Annotated in this window: 12 protein-coding genes; 6 read left to right on the forward strand and 6 right to left on the reverse strand. The window is 54.7% G+C overall.

Annotation, left to right across the window (positions count from 1 at the left end; translation table 11 throughout):
• Window positions 1-704 precede the first annotated feature (704 nt).
• Together SERAS12_RS24095 and SERAS12_RS24100 are read left to right on the forward strand one after the other, a co-directional pair.
• A complete protein-coding gene (locus SERAS12_RS24095) occupies window positions 705-1,985 on the forward strand; it encodes a filamentous hemagglutinin N-terminal domain-containing protein (protein WP_013814944.1) in 1,281 nt (426 codons plus the stop codon).
• 52 nt (window positions 1,986-2,037) lie between these two features.
• Window positions 2,038-3,690 carry a ShlB/FhaC/HecB family hemolysin secretion/activation protein gene (locus tag SERAS12_RS24100; RefSeq protein ID WP_013814945.1) on the forward strand — a complete coding sequence of 551 codons (1,653 nt, stop codon included), beginning with the start codon at window positions 2,038-2,040 and terminating at the stop codon, window positions 3,688-3,690.
• Between the two features lie 77 nt (window positions 3,691-3,767).
• Here the strand turns inward: SERAS12_RS24100 and SERAS12_RS24105 are convergent, their stop codons facing one another.
• Window positions 3,768-4,340 (reverse strand): DinB family protein, encoded by a 573-nt coding sequence (locus SERAS12_RS24105; protein WP_013814946.1) that lies wholly within the window; start codon window positions 4,338-4,340, stop codon window positions 3,768-3,770.
• Between the two features lie 120 nt (window positions 4,341-4,460).
• Window positions 4,461-5,216 carry an AraC family transcriptional regulator gene (locus SERAS12_RS24110; protein ID WP_013814947.1) on the reverse strand — a complete coding sequence of 252 codons (756 nt, stop codon included), beginning with the start codon at window positions 5,214-5,216 and terminating at the stop codon, window positions 4,461-4,463.
• 91 nt (window positions 5,217-5,307) lie between these two features.
• Here SERAS12_RS24110 and SERAS12_RS24115 point away from each other — a divergent pair, with 91 nt between their 5' ends.
• From SERAS12_RS24115 to SERAS12_RS24125, 3 genes are all read left to right on the forward strand, one after another.
• Window positions 5,308-5,955: a hypothetical protein gene (locus SERAS12_RS24115; protein ID WP_013814948.1), complete on the forward strand. Its 648-nt coding sequence runs from the start codon at window positions 5,308-5,310 to the stop codon at window positions 5,953-5,955.
• Between the two features lie 161 nt (window positions 5,956-6,116).
• Window positions 6,117-6,611, forward strand: a complete 495-nt coding sequence (locus SERAS12_RS24120) for a molybdopterin-dependent oxidoreductase (RefSeq protein WP_004951652.1) — start codon at window positions 6,117-6,119, stop codon at window positions 6,609-6,611.
• Window positions 6,608-8,392: an ATP-binding protein gene (locus SERAS12_RS24125; protein WP_013814949.1), complete on the forward strand. Its 1,785-nt coding sequence runs from the start codon at window positions 6,608-6,610 to the stop codon at window positions 8,390-8,392. The genes SERAS12_RS24120 and SERAS12_RS24125 overlap by 4 nt, the downstream gene beginning before the upstream one ends.
• Here SERAS12_RS24125 and SERAS12_RS24130 read toward each other — a convergent pair.
• The 4 genes from SERAS12_RS24130 to SERAS12_RS24145 all read right to left on the reverse strand — a co-directional run bounded on the left by SERAS12_RS24130 (window position 8,382) and on the right by SERAS12_RS24145 (window position 17,022).
• Window positions 8,382-9,233 (reverse strand): helix-turn-helix domain-containing protein, encoded by an 852-nt coding sequence (locus SERAS12_RS24130; protein WP_013814950.1) that lies wholly within the window; start codon window positions 9,231-9,233, stop codon window positions 8,382-8,384. The genes SERAS12_RS24125 and SERAS12_RS24130 overlap by 11 nt on opposite strands.
• 487 nt (window positions 9,234-9,720) lie before the next feature.
• Complete coding sequence (locus SERAS12_RS24135; RefSeq protein WP_013814951.1) at window positions 9,721-12,810, reverse strand: autotransporter outer membrane beta-barrel domain-containing protein; 3,090 nt, start codon at window positions 12,808-12,810, stop codon at window positions 9,721-9,723.
• 69 nt (window positions 12,811-12,879) lie between these two features.
• Complete coding sequence (locus SERAS12_RS24140; RefSeq protein WP_013814952.1) at window positions 12,880-15,981, reverse strand: autotransporter outer membrane beta-barrel domain-containing protein; 3,102 nt, start codon at window positions 15,979-15,981, stop codon at window positions 12,880-12,882.
• Window positions 15,982-16,386: 405 nt separating this feature from the next.
• On the reverse strand, window positions 16,387-17,022 hold the full coding sequence (locus SERAS12_RS24145) for a TetR/AcrR family transcriptional regulator (protein WP_013814953.1): 636 nt from the start codon (window positions 17,020-17,022) through the stop codon (window positions 16,387-16,389).
• A gap of 317 nt (window positions 17,023-17,339) precedes the next feature.
• Between SERAS12_RS24145 and SERAS12_RS24150 the strand changes: the two genes are divergently transcribed.
• A complete protein-coding gene (locus SERAS12_RS24150; protein ID WP_013814954.1) occupies window positions 17,340-18,557 on the forward strand; it encodes a Tm-1-like ATP-binding domain-containing protein in 1,218 nt (405 codons plus the stop codon).
• Window positions 18,558-18,561: the final 4 nt, after the last annotated feature.

Genomic DNA, 18,561 nt, shown 5'->3' on the forward strand with positions numbered 1-18,561 from the left:
ACCAAACTCAAGGGCCGCACATCAAGCCAGCAATGCTTCTCTACTTTCTTAAGATAAATCGAATATGTTCTCCATCTTGATCAATCCCTGTCTGATCGCCGCATAAAAAGAAGACACTTTGCGCTGACCTGGCTTTCATACGCAAAACACTCTTCAGTACAAAGCTATGGAATGGCACTATCCTGCGAGAAATGCCATTATAAATAGGAATGACTGTTATTAGCAAAACATCTTGCAGGTAAAAAATTCATATATTTCTGTCACTAACAGCATCACTTTTACAACAACCAACAGTGACAAGAAATGATATCTACACGCTTAATTAAGTTGACGCGCAGAGAATTATTAATTTTTAACAATAAAAACAACGCGTTACCTTGGTTATTTTTTATCAAAAGCCAAAAAAACAATCAAAATACATACCTATTTTATATATAAGGTGAAATAAACTTATAATTACCTGTATTTTTATGCAGGGTGCAACAAAAAAACACCAAAAAAAACCATCAACCCAGAGCAATATTTCAATTGCAATATAATGGCATCCATAATATTTCACCTGATAATCCTGCATGGTATTTTGCTGCCTCTGGGTTCGGTAATTTATTTGCGCCACTTAACATTTTAGGCGTACAGGCGCACAGCTGAAACCAGGTCAATTATCTAACCAGTATTATAAAGCCTTATATCTATGGAGTCATACAATGGAGTTCTCAAGGAAATTATCCTGCCTTTCGGCAATGGTGATGTTGAGCCTCAGCGGCGGTACGGCCTTTGCTGACGCTTCCATTCAACCGGTTGGCGGCAACGTTAATGTCGCCGCCAATAATGTGCCGGTAGTGAATATCAACCAGCCAGGCCAGGATGGCGTATCTCATAACCAATACAGCCAGTTCGACGTGGGTAGCCAAGGCGTTGTATTGAATAATGCGCAAAGCGCCGTTCAAAGCCAGCTGGCCGGTGCCGTAAATGCTAACCCGAACCTGGGTGCGGGTGCGGCCAAAGTGATCCTGAATGAAATCAATTCCAGCGACAGAACGCTGCTGAATGGGATGATTGAAGTTGCAGGCCAAAAGGCGGACGTTATCGTCGCCAACCGCTCCGGCATTACCTGTAACGGCTGCGGATTTATCAATACCGGCACCGGGGTGCTGACTACCGGTGAACTGCAGTTCAATGATAAACAGTTCACCGGCTACAACGTTACCGGCGGCACGATTGCATTCGAAGGCAAAGGGATGCAGAAAGGCGATGTGGACTACACGGCAGTAATTGCCCGCGCTGAGAATATCAATGCTGCGGTGCAAGCCAAGAGCCTACTGGTACTGGCGGGCAAGAAAACCGTCACCGCCGATCTGACGCGCTACACCAACCCGGAGAGCAAAGACAAATCCCCGGAAGTCCTGGTTGATGTCTCTCAGCTCGGTGGCATGTATGCAGGGAAAATCACCTTGATCGCCAATGAAAATGGCGTGGGCGTCAATAACAATACGCCGACCAGCCTTAAGAATAAGGGTGAATTGGTCACTAGCGGTGGTGATATGTGGCTGACAGCCACATCGCTTTCAAACGACGGTAAAATTGTCGCAGGGGGCAATGCAAGTCTGGCAACAACCGCACTGTCTAACCAAGGTGATATCACGGCGAACAACGCGCTAAATATCAATTCAACCTCGTTTAGCAACGCTAAAAATATTAATGCAAAAAACAACATTGATATTCAATCAACCGCTACGTCCAACAATGGGAAAATCGTCTCTCAGCAAGGTGGAATAACCGTATCGGATATGACTTTCGCCAACAGTGGCACCATTCAGGCAAAAAATAATATTTCTCATAGTGGTATGGTGTTTAGCAATAGTGGCACACTGGCCTCAACCCAAGGTTCAGTGTTCAACAACGGTGTAGATATCTATAAGCCTGTTGTTGTCTCCCCGCCACAGCAGAACCCATGGTGGTCATCCTGGTGGTACCCACGCTGGTAACATTATTCCTCCGCCATCTGGCGGAGGTTTTCCCCCGACGCAAAAAATCAATATGAAAAAAAACATCCCATTGCTGCTGAGCTTCCTGCTTACAGGGGTTGCCCATGCCGGTAATCTGTTATCCACATTGGAACAACAGACGGTCAGTCAGGAAAATAAAGAGCGGACTATCCAGAATAAACTGCAGGCTGGCGCTCCCACCGTATTCACCCAGCCGAGCGACACGCGCCAAGAGGCGCTGTTCTACCCGCAGGAGAGCCCGTGCCTGAAAGTGCGCGTGGTGAAAATTGAAAGCAGTGGGATGCGCACAACGCCAGCCATTGAACAACTGGCCAGCAGCGCCGAACATCGGTGTCTTGGCGCTACAGGTGCAAAGAACCTGCAAAATGCGGTGCAAAACCAGTTGATTGGCGAAGGGCTGATCACTTCACGTGCAGCGGTGACCGCCTATCATGCCAAAGAAGAGACTCTCACCCTTTCTCTGATTTATGGCCGCGTCAACAGCATCAAGCTGAGTGACGACAGCAGCGGGCATTTCAATCTGGCCAGCGTTTTTCCGTTGAAAACCGGGGACATACTCAATATCCGCAACGTTGAACAAGGGTTGGAAAACATCAACACCCTCCCCGGCATCCAGTCCGATATCCGCATTATGCCCAGCCAAACACCGGGAGAAAGCAAAATTGAAGTACTGCGCAAACAAGCGAAATACTGGCAGTTAGCATCCTGGGTTGATGATTCCGGCACCAAAGCCACTGGCCGTTATCAGGGCGGTGCCGCGCTTTTCCTGAATAACCTGACATCGCTTAACGATACCCTCTACGTATCACGCTCGCAGAATATTCAACGATCCAGCACCCGGGGCAATAGTTCACACGCAATATCTTACTCCCTTCCCTATGGGTTCTGGTCATTAGACCTGTTTGCAGGTAAGAGCAAATACCATCAAGGTATTCCCGGCTATGCTGTTGACTACCAATATAAGGGGCAATCAGAAAGCCTCAGCCTGCAAATTGGCCGAACGGTATCACGCGGTGCCCGGTACAAAACCACGCTCAATGCGCAACTATTGGAACGGGATTATCATTATTTTATTAATGACACGGAAATAGACCTTCAGCGTAAACGCTTAACCAATATAAAAATTGGCGCCAAACACTTGCACTACATCGATGATGCAAGGGTTTCGTTATCGCTGGATCTTTTGAAAAATGTGCAATGGTTCCAGGCCGATCATCTCGATGGCGCCTATAACTTAAGCAACCACATTATTAAAGCCGAAGCCAGCGTATTTAATCCCTTCATGCTATCCAATTTTTCCATGGACTACAGGAGTGGAGTCATGCTGCAACTCGCCAACTATGATTTGCCTATACAGGACAAGTTAGGCATTGGGAGCCGCAATACCGTGAGGGGATTTGATGGCGAGCTTAACTTGTTCGGCAATAAAGGCATCTACTGGCAAAATACGATGACCTGGAACCTAAGTTCAGTTCCCGCACAGCCCTATGTTGGTATCGATTATGGCTATGTTATGCAGAGCGAAAACGCTGTTGGGCATAAGCTGGCGGGCAGTATCGCGGGCGTAAGAATTGAAAAATGGAATACCAGCCTCGATACCTTTATCGGCACACCGCTCTATAAACCCCACGGCTTCGCTACCAGCTCAATGAATATCGGTTTTTCACTGGTATGGCGATATTAATGATAGAGATAAGGTCAGGCGCTTCAACACCCTGACCTTTTTATATCTATTCGGAGATGTCAAAAACCGGGGCCGGCTTAACGGGCCTGGTTGAAATGATCCCTGATAAACACCGGCAGGTCGTTTGACGGCGGCGTAAAGGGCACCTGGTACATCATGTCGCCGACAAAGCCCCGGTGATAGGTAGCGTGATTCACCAGGTGCAGCACGATTTGCTCCTGCGTCATTACGCCTTCGCCCCCACCGACAAACTCGAAATGAACGACTTTCGTCAGATCCTCGTTTGACCAGCTATCCACCAGATCGATATACCAACGGTCCATTTCCTGCACCGCCTGCCACAACGTTTCCAGCGCCGGTGTCTGCTCGGTATTGCGCGCGGTATAGCCGTGCTTTTTCCCCTGCAGATGGTGCCTGAAGATATCGTCCACCACGTACGTATGGTTTAACGTGTGCACCATATTGCCAAACCGCGTCGGGCGCTGTTTCAGGGCTTCGCCCTCCGGCAAGGATCTGACGTTGCTGAACGTCAATGCATCCGCCCAGGCTTTGTAACGCACCAGCATTTTCAACGTGTTGAGGGCCGAGGCCGTCGGCGCTGTCTGAACGGCCGTTTCACTGAGAAGCGAGTTATTCGTAACCACTGACATGCTGTGAACTCCTGATTGCAACATTTTAACGTTTTTTAAAAGCGTTGATTACCCTGCGCCAGTCACCTGATTGTGCATCAAAAAAACCAGGTTGCATCAGCGCCTGGCTTTTTTATTTCATCACTGCCATCCCATGCCATTTTTCACCGAGCTCGGCGGCACGCCATATTTGGCGGAAAATGCCCGCGAAAACGCCTCCACGCTGCCAAACCCAACCTGATAGGCCACCTGCTTGACGCTTCGCCCCGACATCAGTGCTTTTCTGCCCAGCGTTAAACGCCATGCCGTGAGATAGGCACCCGGCGTTTCCCCCACAACCGAACCGAATCGCTCGATAAAATGGCTGCGCGACATGCCGGCGATCTGCGCCAACCTTTCAACCGACCATTTGCAAGCCGGCTCGTCATGCATGGCGACCAAACTGCGGTGCAGGGCGGGATGGGCCAGTCCGGCCAACATGCCGGCTTTCACCGCACCGGCGGCAATAGCGCGCCGGATGACCAGCACAATGATGACTTCGCACAACCGGTCCTGCACCGACACCGTTCCACAACGGGGGGATTGCGCTTCGCCAATAAACAAATCGGCAACGCCCTGCAGCGCCGGCGTATCCGCCAGCAAGAAATCCATTCGGTCAGGCAAGGTGCCGACCAGCGGGTTCAGCTCGCCGGAAAAGTCGACGCCGGCGCTGACGATGACTGCAAACTCACCTTCCGGCGGCGGCCCGCCGGCGACGTTAAAACGGATATGTGATGCCCCTTCTCCCACCTCACGCGCAGCGACGTAGAGGTTGGCAGAGTCTGTCGGGCCGGAAAGCACCCTGGCTTTCAGATCAAAGGCCCGGAGAAAGGCGGCCAGCCGGTCATGCTTGTGCATATTTGTACTATTCATCATGAAATTTGGACATTATCCGTCAGAAAGTACGCTAGTTTGCAGGCAACCGTCAAAACCTCATGGAGCCCCGCACATGCGCATCGCGTTACTGCATACCTTTGAAACCAATATTGCGCTATTTACTCAGGCCGCCTCCCGGCTCGGCTTGCCCGCAGATGCACTGGTGCACGCCGTTCGCGCCGATCTGCGTGCCGCCGCGGAAGCGGGAGCGCCCGACCTGGAACAACAGGTCTGCGCCGCACTTGAAACACTCAGCCAAGCTGCCGATGTGGTGGTGCTGACCTGCTCCACGCTCTCCGGCGCCGCCAGAGCGCTCGCCGCAACCTCGCCAGTCCCGATACTCAGAGCGGACTATGTGCTGGCGCAAAGGGCGTTGCAGGCAAGTGATTCGATTGTGGCCCTGTGCGCCACAGAAACCTCGGCGCTGTATACGCAACGGTTGTTTGAAGAAGCAGGCAAGCGCGCAGCCCAAAGGGTTGAAGCCCGGGTTGTGCCGGACTGTGGCTTGCAGTTGCAACGCGGCAATACCCAAGCGGCCCTGCGGCTTACCGCATTAGCCGCCGAACAGGCCAGCCAACAAGGAGCAACCGACGTGGTGCTGATGCACCCGTGGATGGAAGGGGCGCTAGCCACGATCGCAACCGACCGGGTTCCCCTGTCCAGCGCCCCGGTTAGCCTGTCGGCCGCATTGAATATTCTCCGGGCCGCCTCTGCCGACTAAACCCGGCGCCCGTTCCTCTATCAGACCGGGGTCATGCCCCGGCCTGCTTAATTTCACTTCCTTTACCCTTCCCTCCGGCACAACCCTGTATTTTCTGCCATGATTTTGCCTGTTAAATTAGCAGGCCTTATGCAGACTTCCGCTACTTCTGGAGAACACCGATGCTGTTCACTTTTTTTAAAAACGCCGCGTGGGCATTTTTTGCGCTGGTCATCGTTCAATCCAGCGCGCTAAGTTTCACTCTGGAAGTGACGGGCAATATCGAAAACGCCACCGACCCGGCAAAAAAAAGTTATCTGTTTACCGATAAACAACTGTTGGCGATGCCGGTGCACAGCATCACCACCTCAACCTCCTGGACGCCGCAAAGAAAGTTCGAAGGGGTGGCCGTGGCGGATATTTTGGCGCGCGTGGGGGCCAAAGGCAGCACGCTGACGTTTCATGCGCTGAACGATTATTACATCGACGTGCCGCTGTCCGACGTCGAGAATTACCATATAATTTTGGCCTATAAGATGGACGGCGAAATGCTGAAGATCAGAAACTTCGGACCGCTGTTTTTGGTTTATCCAAGGGATGCCGCAGGGCCTGAGTTAAATTCCCCGCTCTACAACTCGCGCTTTATCTGGCAAGTGGACAGGATTGTAATTAAATGAAGCTTAAAGGATTTAAAAGCGGCAGCAGGTTGGCGATCCCAGCAATTTTTGCCGCGCTTTTTTTGGTTGCCTCCACGGTAACGCTGTATTACTACAGCGCCACCCTGTCAAAGAAAGGGCTGTATGCCATTGCCGGCACGCAGGAAAATTACTCCTGGTCGATCGCCAAATTCTCCATCAAGCTGGCCGAATTCGAAACTCTGGTCGAACAACAGAAAAACGCGCCGCGGGTGAATAGCGAAGATCTCAGACTTAAATTTGAAATCCTATACTCACGCTTTTACGTGCTGGAAACGGTATCCGAATCCACGCAGCCGCTGTATGCCGAACCGGGTTACCCTGAAGTGGTCACCCAAATGCGTCGGCAAATGGATCGGATCGATACTTTGCTGAATAGCCCGACGATTGATTTCACCCGCATTTCTCAGGCCATGAAACAAATCAAGCCTTACTCGATTGAGATGGCCAACCTGACCGATCACGCCGAAGTGAAGCAGCGTACCGCCGCCTATGAAGACTATATCGAAAAGCGGCACATCATTTTTTATGGTCTGGTGATCGTGATGTTCTCGGTGATCGCCCTGATTGCCATCACCCTGATTGTGTTGCGCCAGCAGCGTCTGACCATCCGGCAACAGGCCAAAGCGATTGAGGCGGAGAAAGCCACGCGCACCAAAAATGCCTTTCTCGGGGCCATCGGCCACGAGTTGCGTACCTCGTTGCAAAGCATCATGTCCGCCATTGACGTGTTGGTGAATACTAAAGTGTCGGCCGAACATGCGGATACCTTCCAGCGGCTGGAAACCGCCGCGCAGCAGGTTGAGAGCCAGATGAAGGACCTGACCGATTATGCCCATCTGGACAGCGGCATGATGGAATTGCGCATAGTACCGTTCGACGCCCAACGCTTGATCGATGAAACGGCAAATGAAATCACCACGCTGAGCCAGAAAGATCGGGTTACGCTACTGTGCGAGGTTGAGTGCGGCCACCAGCAAATACATTCCGATCCGCTGCGTATCAGGCAGATTATCGTCAACCTGCTGACCAACGCCTACAAATACACCGAAAGCGGCACCATCACGCTGCACAGTTGCCTGCGACGGCAGCCTACCGGCAGTGCGTTGATTATCGAGGTCACCGACACCGGTATCGGCATCGAAAAAGAGATGCTCGACCAGATATTCAGGCCCTTTACCCAGCTTGATCAGTCGCATACCCGGCAGTATGGCGGCGTCGGCATGGGGCTGGCGATTGTGCACGGGCTGGTGACGCTGCTCAACGGCACCATTACCGTCTACAGCGAAATCAAAAAAGGCAGCACCTTTATCGTCAGCATCCCTGTCGAGATCGGCGATGAAGAAGAACCGGGTGCAATACCGGCGCAGCGCCCCGGCCTGGTGCAGAAACAGCAGCATATTCTGGTGGTGGATGACAACAAGTCGGTGAGTGACGCCTTTGCGGCGCTGCTGGACAAGCTGGGTTACCGGCACGAGCTGTGCAACTCGCCTGAACGGGCGCTGCAAAAGCTGTTTCGGCGCCCTTACGACGCGCTGCTGCTGGACCTGCAAATGCCCGGCATCGATGGCGCCGCGCTGGCCAAACAGCTGCGCAGCCGCCGCGGCCCCAACCGCCAGGTGCCGATTATCGGCATCAGCGCCTACACCCCGGAACAACTGTCTGCCGAACAGCGGGCGCTGTTCGATAACTATTTAATGAAGCCGGTGCGGTTAGACGCGCTGTCCACCGCGTTGGCTTCGCTGTTCACCGCTAAAGATTAAAGCACCGCAACAAAGCGGCTTCGATGACGTGAAGCCGCACCGGTTTTTCATAGGGGCCGAGCACGTCATAGTCACGCATCGCTTTAGCGATTTCCGACTCGCGCAGATCGGTGCCCAACTGGCCGGTTAGTACCAACACCGGCGCATCCGGGTTGTCGGAGCTGCGAATGGTTTCAATGCATTTATCCGCCGTTTCCTCGCCGATCAACCAGTCGACCACATAACCGTCGAACAGGCTTTGTTGCAGCGCCTGGCAAAAACTGCTGACGTCGTAGAAAGCCACCGCCGTGAAGCCGCAGCCATCGAGGTATTTCGCCAACTCATCCGCCGCCTGGTGCGAATCATCCAGCACCGCAATGCTCAAACGCTCATCATCGGTATGGCTCGGGCGGATCTCGATCAATTCAACCCAGAAGCGTTTGCCCAACGGCGCATCGTCCGCCCGATAAATCTGCCATTGTTGGTCCGGCTTCAGCGCCACGAACTCCGCCTGTCGCCCTGCCGGCAGCTCATCGCCGATATGACCGACACAGGGAATTTCCGCACCTGCCACAAAAAAGATGGCATCCTGCGCCATAGTTTGCGCCGCTGCCTCCTGTTCCGCGCCCATGTCCGCGATAGCCGCCGGTGTTTCCCCCAATGCAGCGGCCACGCTGTTGATCTGTTCCAGCGTCCAGGGGCTTTGCCCTTTCAGTTTTCGATGCGCATGCGAAAAACTCAGATCCAGAATGCGGCTAAGCTCTTTTGCATGCTGCCGCTTGCCAATGCCGTAATGCAACAACAGTTCCCTGACCCGGTTTGCAATCGACAACGAATCGAATTTGTGGTGATTGTTATCCATTTTTCCCTTCGATTTTTATGCTTATTTATTAGTTGTTTTAATTATGAATTATGAAGAAGTACGCTCAAAACATTGCATACCATGCAATCTTAATTTAAAAACGTTGCTTGACATACCATGTTCTATGGTCAAACATGGTATCAAAAGACACATACAGCAATACACTATAAAAAATAATACTAGAACCACTTTTGATAATAACCATAATAACACCAGGGAAAATTAGTTCCGATTGCCGCTGCTGAAGGATGTATGCATTCACTCAGCCTGTAAGCAAACCGGGATTTGAGCCGTAGCGCTAATCTGTTTTACCCACTTTTGAGCCGGGATCCGCAAGGGTCCCGGTTTTTTATTGCCGTTTTTTCGCCAAACCGGGCGAGGCATCATACGGGTAGCTCCCCTTGTCGTCACGGTTACCTGCCCCGTTAGTTGCCCACAATAAAAACGGGGCCAGCAAGCTGGCCCCGTGTCTTTCAGGCAAGAAGCGTTAAAAACGCCAGGTAAAACCGGCGTTGACGCTGTTGTCCTGATGGTTTTGCGACAGCAGGCCGCCATAACCCAGCGACAGCGTGGCGTTTTTGTTCACCGCCACTTCCGCACTGGCCTTCAGCACTGCACCGTCACGCGATGCCGACACGCTGTTCACCACGAACGGCGAACTGCCGCCGTTGAAGCGCAACCCGGTGCCGCGATCCAGATCGCCGTACTGATGCTGCCAGCCCAGTTCGCTGCGCAGCGCTACCGACGTCGTTTTGTTCGCCTGCCACTCGGTATCGGCGCGCAACCCCAACGTCGAGACGGTGGCGTCGGTATGCTGTTTGTCGCCGTGCAGCGCTGCGGCGCCGCCGTCTTCAGAGATGCCGTTGTTCTGGAAGTTGATGTACGCCAGATTGGCGAACGGCTCCAGGTTCACCCAATCGGCCTTCACGCTGTAACCCGCCTCGGCGAACACCTGCTCGGTGCGCGCACTGTACTTCGCGGTTTCGCGATCTGACTGCATGCCATAATTGACCGAACGTGAGGTATCGATGCGGTGCCAGGTGTAGGCGCCACCGGCGCGCAGCGCCAGTTCACCGAACTGTTTGCCGCCGTACACCGCCAGGTGGTAGTTGTCGCTGTCGGCATTCGAGCCGTAGCCACCGTCCAGCGAGGTGCGCGTGTAACCAGTCGCGACCCCTAACCGCCATTCATCCGCCAGCGCCGAGTCCAGCCCCAGCAGCACACCGTAGGTTGATGCCTGATAACCCGTGGCGTTGGCATCCCCCGACGCATGGTCCCAGGCCCCCAGCAGCTGCGCCCAGGCACCGTCTTCGTCGGACTTGATGTCCGGCGTGGTCGCCAGCCCTTCAGCCTGTCGCAGACGGCCGTTCAGCGCCTCACGCAGGTAGCGGCTGTCGTTGATCTGCGCCGACGCGATATCCGCGTGGATCTGCCCGGACAACTGACGGAACGCCTGCCGTGCTTCCCCCGCCGAACCGGCGTTGAGGATGCTCTCGTACACCGGGTTACCCGCCGCCAATGCATCCGCCGCCGCCGCCACCGCACGCTCGTTGTGCGTTTGCGCCACGCTGGCGAAGGAGGTGTCATTACGACCGACGTTCAGCGTCACCTGATTCGGCTGATAGCTCAGCCCGGTGCCCAGGAACAGATAATTCGGTGCCACCGAATCAAACTGCCCGCTGACGCCCTGATCCGCCGTCAGGATGTTGTACTGCTGGCCGAGCAGGCTGCGCACTTCGCTTTGCGATAACAGATTAGGGCTGTTCTCCAGCGAGACCGCCACCTCGCCACCGGTGATCATCGCCGATCCGCCGCTGTGGATCCGATCGCTCTGGCCGTTCGGCGCCACTTCCACCGCATAGCGCGAACCCGGCTCGAAGCTGACGTTGTTGGCCACATTGAGCGTGCCGATCGAGTTACCCGGCGCCACGGTGCCGCCACGGCGGGCGGTCAGCGAACCGACGCTGCCGGAACCGCCCAGAATACCGGCATTTTGCACCGTCACCGCCGAGGTGACCGAACCGTTGATTGCCAACACGCCATGATTAACCAGCGTCGGGCCGGCGTAAGTATTAGCCCCGGTCAGCACCAGCGCGCCCGCTCCCTCTTTGGTCAGGCCGCCGTGGCCGGAAATGTTATTTGAGTACACTTCCCACCCACAGTGGAAGTCATCACAAATGCGCGCATGCAACGTGCCTTGATCGACCTCCGCCCCCAGACCGGGAATATTGGCGACAAACTGCGTTGAACCGTAAGCCACGCCGGCCGGATCGGGAATACGGAACTCCTGCGGAATATCTTCAACGGTATAGAACATGCCCGGCCCGTTAATCGCTTTGCCCAGGTTGATCATCCCCCAGCCGTACAGCGCATCAATGCCCGGCGCGCCCATATCGGTGGCGGTAGTCTTCAACACGTCGGCAATCTGCGCCGACGTCATGTACGGAAAACGCTGCAACAGCACCGCTACCGCGCCGGTCACGTGCGGCGTCGCCATTGAGGTGCCGCTTTTAATGCCGTAGTCCGAGACCAATTGATTTGGATCTGAACCGTTAGCCACGGTGCTGTAGATTTTACTGCCCGGGGCAGCAACGCAGAAACTGGCGGTATAGCCGCAGCGTGAAGAGAAGGTGCTGATGCTGTAGTCGCCGGTTTTCGTCGGATCCTGAATACTGGCAACCGACAACCAGTTAGGCGCAATATCCGGCACAAAATAGGCCAGGCCGCTGATCACATCCGGTTGGTTGTAGTTACCGTCGTTCCCGGCAGCAAACAGCACCAGAATGTTTTTACGGGCAGCGTCGATCGCCCCCTGATACCCCGCACCGGCCAGGCTGCCGAGCAGCGGTTTGACCTGATCAAACTGTTCCTGTGCATCTTTTAACTCGAAATGCAGGGCCTCGGGTTTACCGCCATTATCCGAAAGAAAGTCAGGGATACTGACGCCCCAACTGTTGTTGATCACCCGTACGCCGTTGTTGATCATCGCCTGCCAACCTGCGTTGGTCACGCTGCCGTCCAACCCGAGGAACTCGCCGTAAGCCGGGCCATCATTGTCGTTGTCCACACTGATGATCTGCGAATCAAAGGCAACGCCGTGCATGCCGGTACCGTCGCGATTGGCGGCAGTGATACCCGCCACATGGACCCCGTGATTACTCAGCAAACCTTGTGAACCGCTGTAAAAATGGAAAGCGCCGTCGAAATAAAAATAATCGCCGGCCTTAATCCCCTCCCGATGCGGATCGGTATAGGCACGATAGCCTTCGGTAACCACATTGGTCAGCTTGCCGTCACCGGCAAACTCTGGATGCTTGTTTACCGGGGTATCGAAGATCCCCACCTTTTGCCCTTTGCCGGTATACCCCGCCGCATAGGCCTCATCGGCGTGGATCGCGCCCAGCCCCCAGTCAGCCTTGAATTCATCGCTTCGCCAACTGGCCGGATCGCCTGGGTTGCCGCCCACATCATGCGGGGCCGCCTGCGCCCCTCCCGCCGCCAGCATTGCGCACAGCAAGGCGTTCAGTTTCCAGGTTGGCGCCAATGCCGGTTTATTGTTTCCTGCAGATTGCTTCATTCCCTTATCCTTTTTGTTTTGCGTAAAACCGCCCCAGGCGGGGCGGCTGTTCCGTTGGTTTTTTTAAGATCAGAAATGCCAGGTAAAACCGGCGTTGACGCTGTTATCCTGGTGGTTTTGCGACAGCAGGCCGCCATAACCCAGCGACAACGTGGCGTTTTTGTTCACCGCCACTTCCGCGCTGGCCTTCAGCACCGCGCCGTCACGCGATGCCGATACGCTGTTCACCACGAACGGCGAATTGCCGCCGTTGAAGCGCAACCCGGTGCCGCGATCCAGATCGCCGTACTGATGCTGCCAGCCCAGCTCGCTGCGCAGCGCTACCGACGTCGTTTTGCTCGCCTGCCACTCGGTATCGGCACGCAGCCCCAACGTCGAGACGGTGGCGTCGGTATGCTGTTTGTCGCCGTGCAACGCCGCCGCCCCGCCGTCCTCCGAGATACCGTTGTTCTGGAAGTTGATGTACGCCAGATTGGCGAACGGCTCCAGATTCACCCAACCGGCCTTCACGCTGTAACCCGCCTCGGCAAACACCTGCTCGGTGCGCGCACTGTACTTCGCGGTTTCGCGATCCGACTGCGTGCCGTAATTGACCGAGCGTGAGGTATCGATACGGTGCCAGGTGTAGGCACCGCCGGCGCGCAGCGCCAGCTCACCGAACTGTTTGCCGCCGTACACCGCCAGGTGGTAGTTGTCGCTGTCGGCGTTCGAGCCGTAGCCACCGTCCAGCGAGGTGCGCGTGTAACCAGTCGCGATCCCTAACCGCCATTCATCCGCCAGCGCCGAGTCCAGCCCCAGCAGCACACCGTAGGTTGATGCCTGATAACCCGTGGCGTTGGCATCCCCCGACGCATGGTCCCAGGCCCCCAGCAGCTGCGCCCAGGCACCGCCTTCGTCATCAGCCTTGATGTCCGGTGAGGTCGCCAGCCCTTCCGCCTGCCGCAGACGGCCGTTCAGCGCCTCACGCAGGTAGCGGCTGTCGTTGATCTGCGCCGACGCGATATCCGCGTGGATCTGCCCGGACAACTGACGGAACGCCTGCCGTGCTTCCCCCGCCGAACCGGCGTTGAGGATGCTCTCGTACACCGGGTTACCCGCCGCCAATGCATCCGCCGCCGCCGCCACCGCACGCTCGTTGTGCGTTTGCGCCACGCTGGCGAAGGAGGTGTCGTTGCGTTCGATGCTCAGCGTCACCTGATTAGGCTGATAGCTCAGCCCGGAGTCCAGGAAGGGGGAGAAGCTTGACGTTGAAGAAAACTGTCCGCTGACGCCCTGATCCGCCGTCAGGATGTTGTACTGCTGGCCAAGCAGGCTGCGCACTTCGTTTTGCGATAACAGATTAGGGCTGCTCTCCAGCGAGACCGCCACCTCGCCACCGGTGATCATCGCCGATCCGCCGCTGTGGATCCGATCGCTCTGGCCGTTCGGCGCCACTTCCACCGCATAGCGCGAACCCGGCTCGAAGCTGACGTTGTTGGCCACATTGAGCGTGCCGATCGAGTTGCCCGGCGCCACGGTGCCGCCACGGCGGGCGGTCAGCGAACCGACGCTGCCGGAACCGCCCAGAATACCGGCGTTCTGCACCGTCACCGCCGAGGTGACCGAACCGTTGATCGCCAGCAGACCCTCGTTAACCAGCGTCGGGCCGGCGTAGGTATTGGCACCGGTCAGCACCAAGGTGCCAATACCCTGCTTGGTCAGGCCACCGTGGCCGGAGATAGCATTGCTCCAGACATCCAGCCCGCAGTGAATATCGTCACACACCCGTTCGGTCGGTTTGCCCTTGTCCAGTACCGCGCCGATGCCCGGCAGATTCACCACAAACTGCTCGGGACCATAGGCACCACTGACGCGAAATTCCTCCGGAATGTCCCGTTCCGTGACGAACATGCCCGGACCGCGAATCGCTTTGCCCAGATCGATCATCCCCCAGCCAAACAGCGCATCGATACCCGGAGCGCCCATATCGACGGTGGTGGTCTTCAGTACCGAAGCGACCTGCGCACCGGTCATGTACGGGAAGCGCTCCATCAGCACCGCAATGCTGCCGGCCACGTGAGGAGCCGCCATCGAGGTGCCGCTGTATTTGGCGTAACCCGTGGTCAGATTCTCCAGGCTGTTGCCTTCGATGATAGAGCTGTAAACCTTGCTGCCCGGCGCGGCAACGCAGAAGCTGGCGGTATAACCGCAGCGTGAAGAGAAGGTGCTGATGCTGTAATCGCCGCTATTTTTCGGATCTTGCAGGCTGGCGACGGAAAGCCAGTTGGGGGCAATTTCCGGCACGAAATAGGCCAGGCCGGCCATCGCATCCGGGTTATTCAGGTTGTAGTCATTACCGGCGGCAAAAATGGTGACGATGCCGCTGCGCGCCGCATCGATAGCGCCCTGATAGGCACCACCGGCTTTGGTGCCCAATATCTGTTTGATTTGATCGAACTGTTTCTGCGCGTCGGCGAGCGTGAAGTGAGGGTAAGCCGGATCCTTGCCACCTTCATCGAACTTCTCGGTGATGCCGATACCCCAGCTGTTATTGATGATGCGCGCGCCGCTGGCGATCAGCGCATCCCAACCGGCTTGGTACACCGCGCCGTCGTTGCCGAGAATGATGCCGTCTTCCGGCCCCGGGTCACCGTTTTCCGCGCTGATGATTTGCGCATTGAACGCCACGCCGTGCATTTCGCCGCCATCGCGGTTGCCGGCTGCGATACCACCCACATGGGTGCCATGTGAGCCGAGCGTGCCGTCTGAATCCACGCTCGGCGTACCGTCATAACGGAATGCGTCGCCTTTCTTCACCGGGATGTAAGGATCGGTGTACTCGCGGATGCCGGTCGTGACCAGGTTGATCACCTTACCCGGGCTGGCAAACTCCGGATGCTGGGCATACACCGGCTGATCGAAAATACCGAGCTTAACGCCTTTTCCGGTATAACCGGCGGCGTAGGCCTGCTCGGCATGGATCGCACCCAGCCCCCATTCAGCGTTGAATTCATTGCTGCGCCAACTGGCCGGATCGCCCTGCTTGCCGCTCTCGACATAGGGTGCGGCCTGCGCTCCGCCGATCGCCGCCAGACATAAAAGCACTGCGCTCCATTGCGCGCGATTCACGCCAATTTCAGGCCAGCCAAAGGCTGCCTGAACAGGCTTGGGTCCTCTACGTTTATTTTCCATCCCAGATACCATCCATTGTTGTTTGCAAATGTTTTATTGGTTTTTTTGTGTAACAGTTTCGTAACACCAAATAAATAAAGCACAACAATCTCAAGCACGCCTAATGGGTCAATAGCGAGACCGCCTGATTGGGGCCAATAATCGTTATGTAAAGGAGAGGGGATGCATAAGGATTTCAAATGACCAGAAATGGCCGGAGAGAGCGTTTTAACTGCCGTGGATAGAAATATAATGCAATGATAAATATGGATAATATAAAAATAAAAAGGCCAAGGGCCATTTTCCCTTAGGCCTATTAAAAAAGCTTACCGGCCTCTTCTTATCACTTTAAATTATAAGAATTGCCAATATTTACTCAGTGAAATGTGCTGGTTTTGACAGAGGAAAACGTTGAAAATTGGATTATCATGCTAACGGTTTTCTGCTGTTTATCGCATCTTCTTCGGCCTGTCGAATAATGGCCTTCGCCATCCACTGCGTCACATCCTGAATGCCGCCGAGATCCAAACCCCAAATATCTTTCAGTACCAGAAAAACTTCCGAACCATAAATCAGTGAAAAAGAATGAATCACCCTCTGTAATGCCTCTGGCGGCAGTTTATCCTGTAACGGTTCTACCGCCAGCTTCAGCAGACGTTTGCGGTTGCCGCGTACCAGCTTTTCTATCGGCTTAATGGTACTGGAACGTGCCTCGGCCCATTGCTGGAGCGAAAGTTGCAATGCAGCACGCAAAGCGCCCTCATGTTGCTCCATTTGTGGATACGCAAAGCTCAGCAACTGTTGAATGCGCACCCCAGCGTCATCGTCCGTTGGTTGCCACTCTAGAATAGGCCCCAAACTCTCCGCAACCACGGCAGCGACTAACACACTCTGCGTAGGAAAATAGCGATAAGCCGTAGCACGCGAAACCTGCGCATGCAGGGCCAGTTCAGTAATTGAGGGAAAAGTCCCACCGTCAAACAACACCATCGCACTGTCAAGTAACAGCTTGCGGGTTCTTGCGCGAGTATGGGTCAGATTTGGGGATACATTTAATGGCACGGCGACCTCTTTCACCAAGATAACGCTTGCCAGAACAATAGCTCAGGCGAATAAACACCACTGTAACAAACTTGGCTAGCGCTACGCCACGCAGGAAAAGGCGTTAATTTTTCCGTTCTTTCATAATATGAGACGCTAATCTCATTTTTGTGCTCAAACCTCTTGCACAAATGATACGGCAGTCTCATTATGATGATGAATTCACCGACTACGCTCAGTAATATTAGTCAACACCAGGGATTCAATTTAGTTAACTTATTAAATTATAATTAATATAGCGTGGCGGCCATCCGAACCTATCATTCAGGAACAGGCTAATGAACAATAATCAGGCGACGATCTATATCGCGACAACGGCGGATACGAAAGGACGAGAATTGGCCTATGTCCGCAGCCTTATCGCCGATATCGGGTTACCCACGCTAACCATTGATTTATCCACCCATCATGTTCCAGCCCGCTACCCTGCAGATATTTCTGCCGCCACCGTCGCCAGCTACCACCCAGAAGGCGAAAACGCGGTATTCTGCGGAGATCGCGGTAAAGCGATTGCCGCTATGTCCATCGCCTTTGAGCGGTTTATGCTTTCGCGTCAGGATGTTGCGGCCTTACTTGGCCTCGGCGGTTCCGGCGGCACTGCATTGATTACACCCGCCATGCAGCAATTACCCATTGGCCTGCCAAAGCTAATGGTTTCGACCATGGCATCCGGTGATACCTCCGGCTATGTTGGTGCAAGTGATATTGGCATGCTGTACTCGGTTACCGACGTAGCCGGTCTCAACCGTATTTCCCGTATCGTTTTAGGAAATGCCGCCCATCAAATCGCCGGCGCCGTTCGCTTTGCCACTCCGGCGGATACCGACAGTAAACCTGCCGTTGGGCTCACCATGTTTGGTGTCACTACTCCTTGCATTCAGGAGGTGACAGCCGCAATTGAAAAGGAATGGGATTGTCTGGTATTCCATGCAACCGGCAGCGGCGGCAGGGCGATGGAAAAGCTGGTTGATAGCCACCTGTTAAATGGCGTATTCGATTTAACTACTACTGAAATCTGCGACTACCTGTTTGGCGGCGTGCTGGCCTGTAACGAAGATCGCTTCAATGCCATAGCCCGTACTGGCATTCCTTGTGTCATGTCTTGCGGTGCCCTAGATATGATCAACTTTGGCCACCCAGACACCATCCCCGCTCGTTATGCTGAGCGTCAGTTCTATAACCATAATGCCCAAGTGACTCTGATGCGGACTACACCAGAAGAAAATACCCAAATGGGCCGTTGGATTGGTGAAAAGCTGAATACGTGCACCGGGGAGATTCGCTTTCTGATCCCTGAAGGTGGCGTTTCCGCTCTCGATTCCCCTGGGCAAGCATTCTGGGATCCCGAGGCTTTGGCAGCCTTCGTCAACGCGCTGGAAATGACATGGCGACCCACGAAAAAACACCATCTGATCAAAACACCTTATAACATCAACGATCCCCGCTTTGCCGACATCGCCGTGCAACAGTTTAGGGAGATCTCTCGAACTTATTGATTGG

The organism is Serratia sp. AS12 (genome assembly GCF_000214195.1).
In the GTDB taxonomy this organism is placed as follows: Bacteria; Pseudomonadota; Gammaproteobacteria; order Enterobacterales; family Enterobacteriaceae; genus Serratia; species Serratia plymuthica.

Bases quoted from the DNA above. Each gene is read 5' to 3' on its own strand.
- SERAS12_RS24095 (WP_013814944.1), top strand. From the start codon at position 705: ATGGAGTTCTCAAGGAAATTATCCTGCCTTTCGGCAATGGTGATGTTG.
- SERAS12_RS24100 (WP_013814945.1), top strand. From the start codon at position 2,038: ATGAAAAAAAACATCCCATTGCTGCTGAGCTTCCTGCTTACAGGGGTT.
- SERAS12_RS24105 (WP_013814946.1), bottom strand. From the start codon at position 4,340: ATGTCAGTGGTTACGAATAACTCGCTTCTCAGTGAAACGGCCGTTCAG.
- SERAS12_RS24110 (WP_013814947.1), bottom strand. From the start codon at position 5,216: ATGCACAAGCATGACCGGCTGGCCGCCTTTCTCCGGGCCTTTGATCTG.
- SERAS12_RS24115 (WP_013814948.1), top strand. From the start codon at position 5,308: ATGCGCATCGCGTTACTGCATACCTTTGAAACCAATATTGCGCTATTT.
- SERAS12_RS24120 (WP_004951652.1), top strand. From the start codon at position 6,117: ATGCTGTTCACTTTTTTTAAAAACGCCGCGTGGGCATTTTTTGCGCTG.
- SERAS12_RS24125 (WP_013814949.1), top strand. From the start codon at position 6,608: ATGAAGCTTAAAGGATTTAAAAGCGGCAGCAGGTTGGCGATCCCAGCA.
- SERAS12_RS24130 (WP_013814950.1), bottom strand. From the start codon at position 9,233: ATGGATAACAATCACCACAAATTCGATTCGTTGTCGATTGCAAACCGG.
- SERAS12_RS24135 (WP_013814951.1), bottom strand. From the start codon at position 12,810: ATGAAGCAATCTGCAGGAAACAATAAACCGGCATTGGCGCCAACCTGG.
- SERAS12_RS24140 (WP_013814952.1), bottom strand. From the start codon at position 15,981: ATGGAAAATAAACGTAGAGGACCCAAGCCTGTTCAGGCAGCCTTTGGC.
- SERAS12_RS24150 (WP_013814954.1), top strand. From the start codon at position 17,340: ATGAACAATAATCAGGCGACGATCTATATCGCGACAACGGCGGATACG.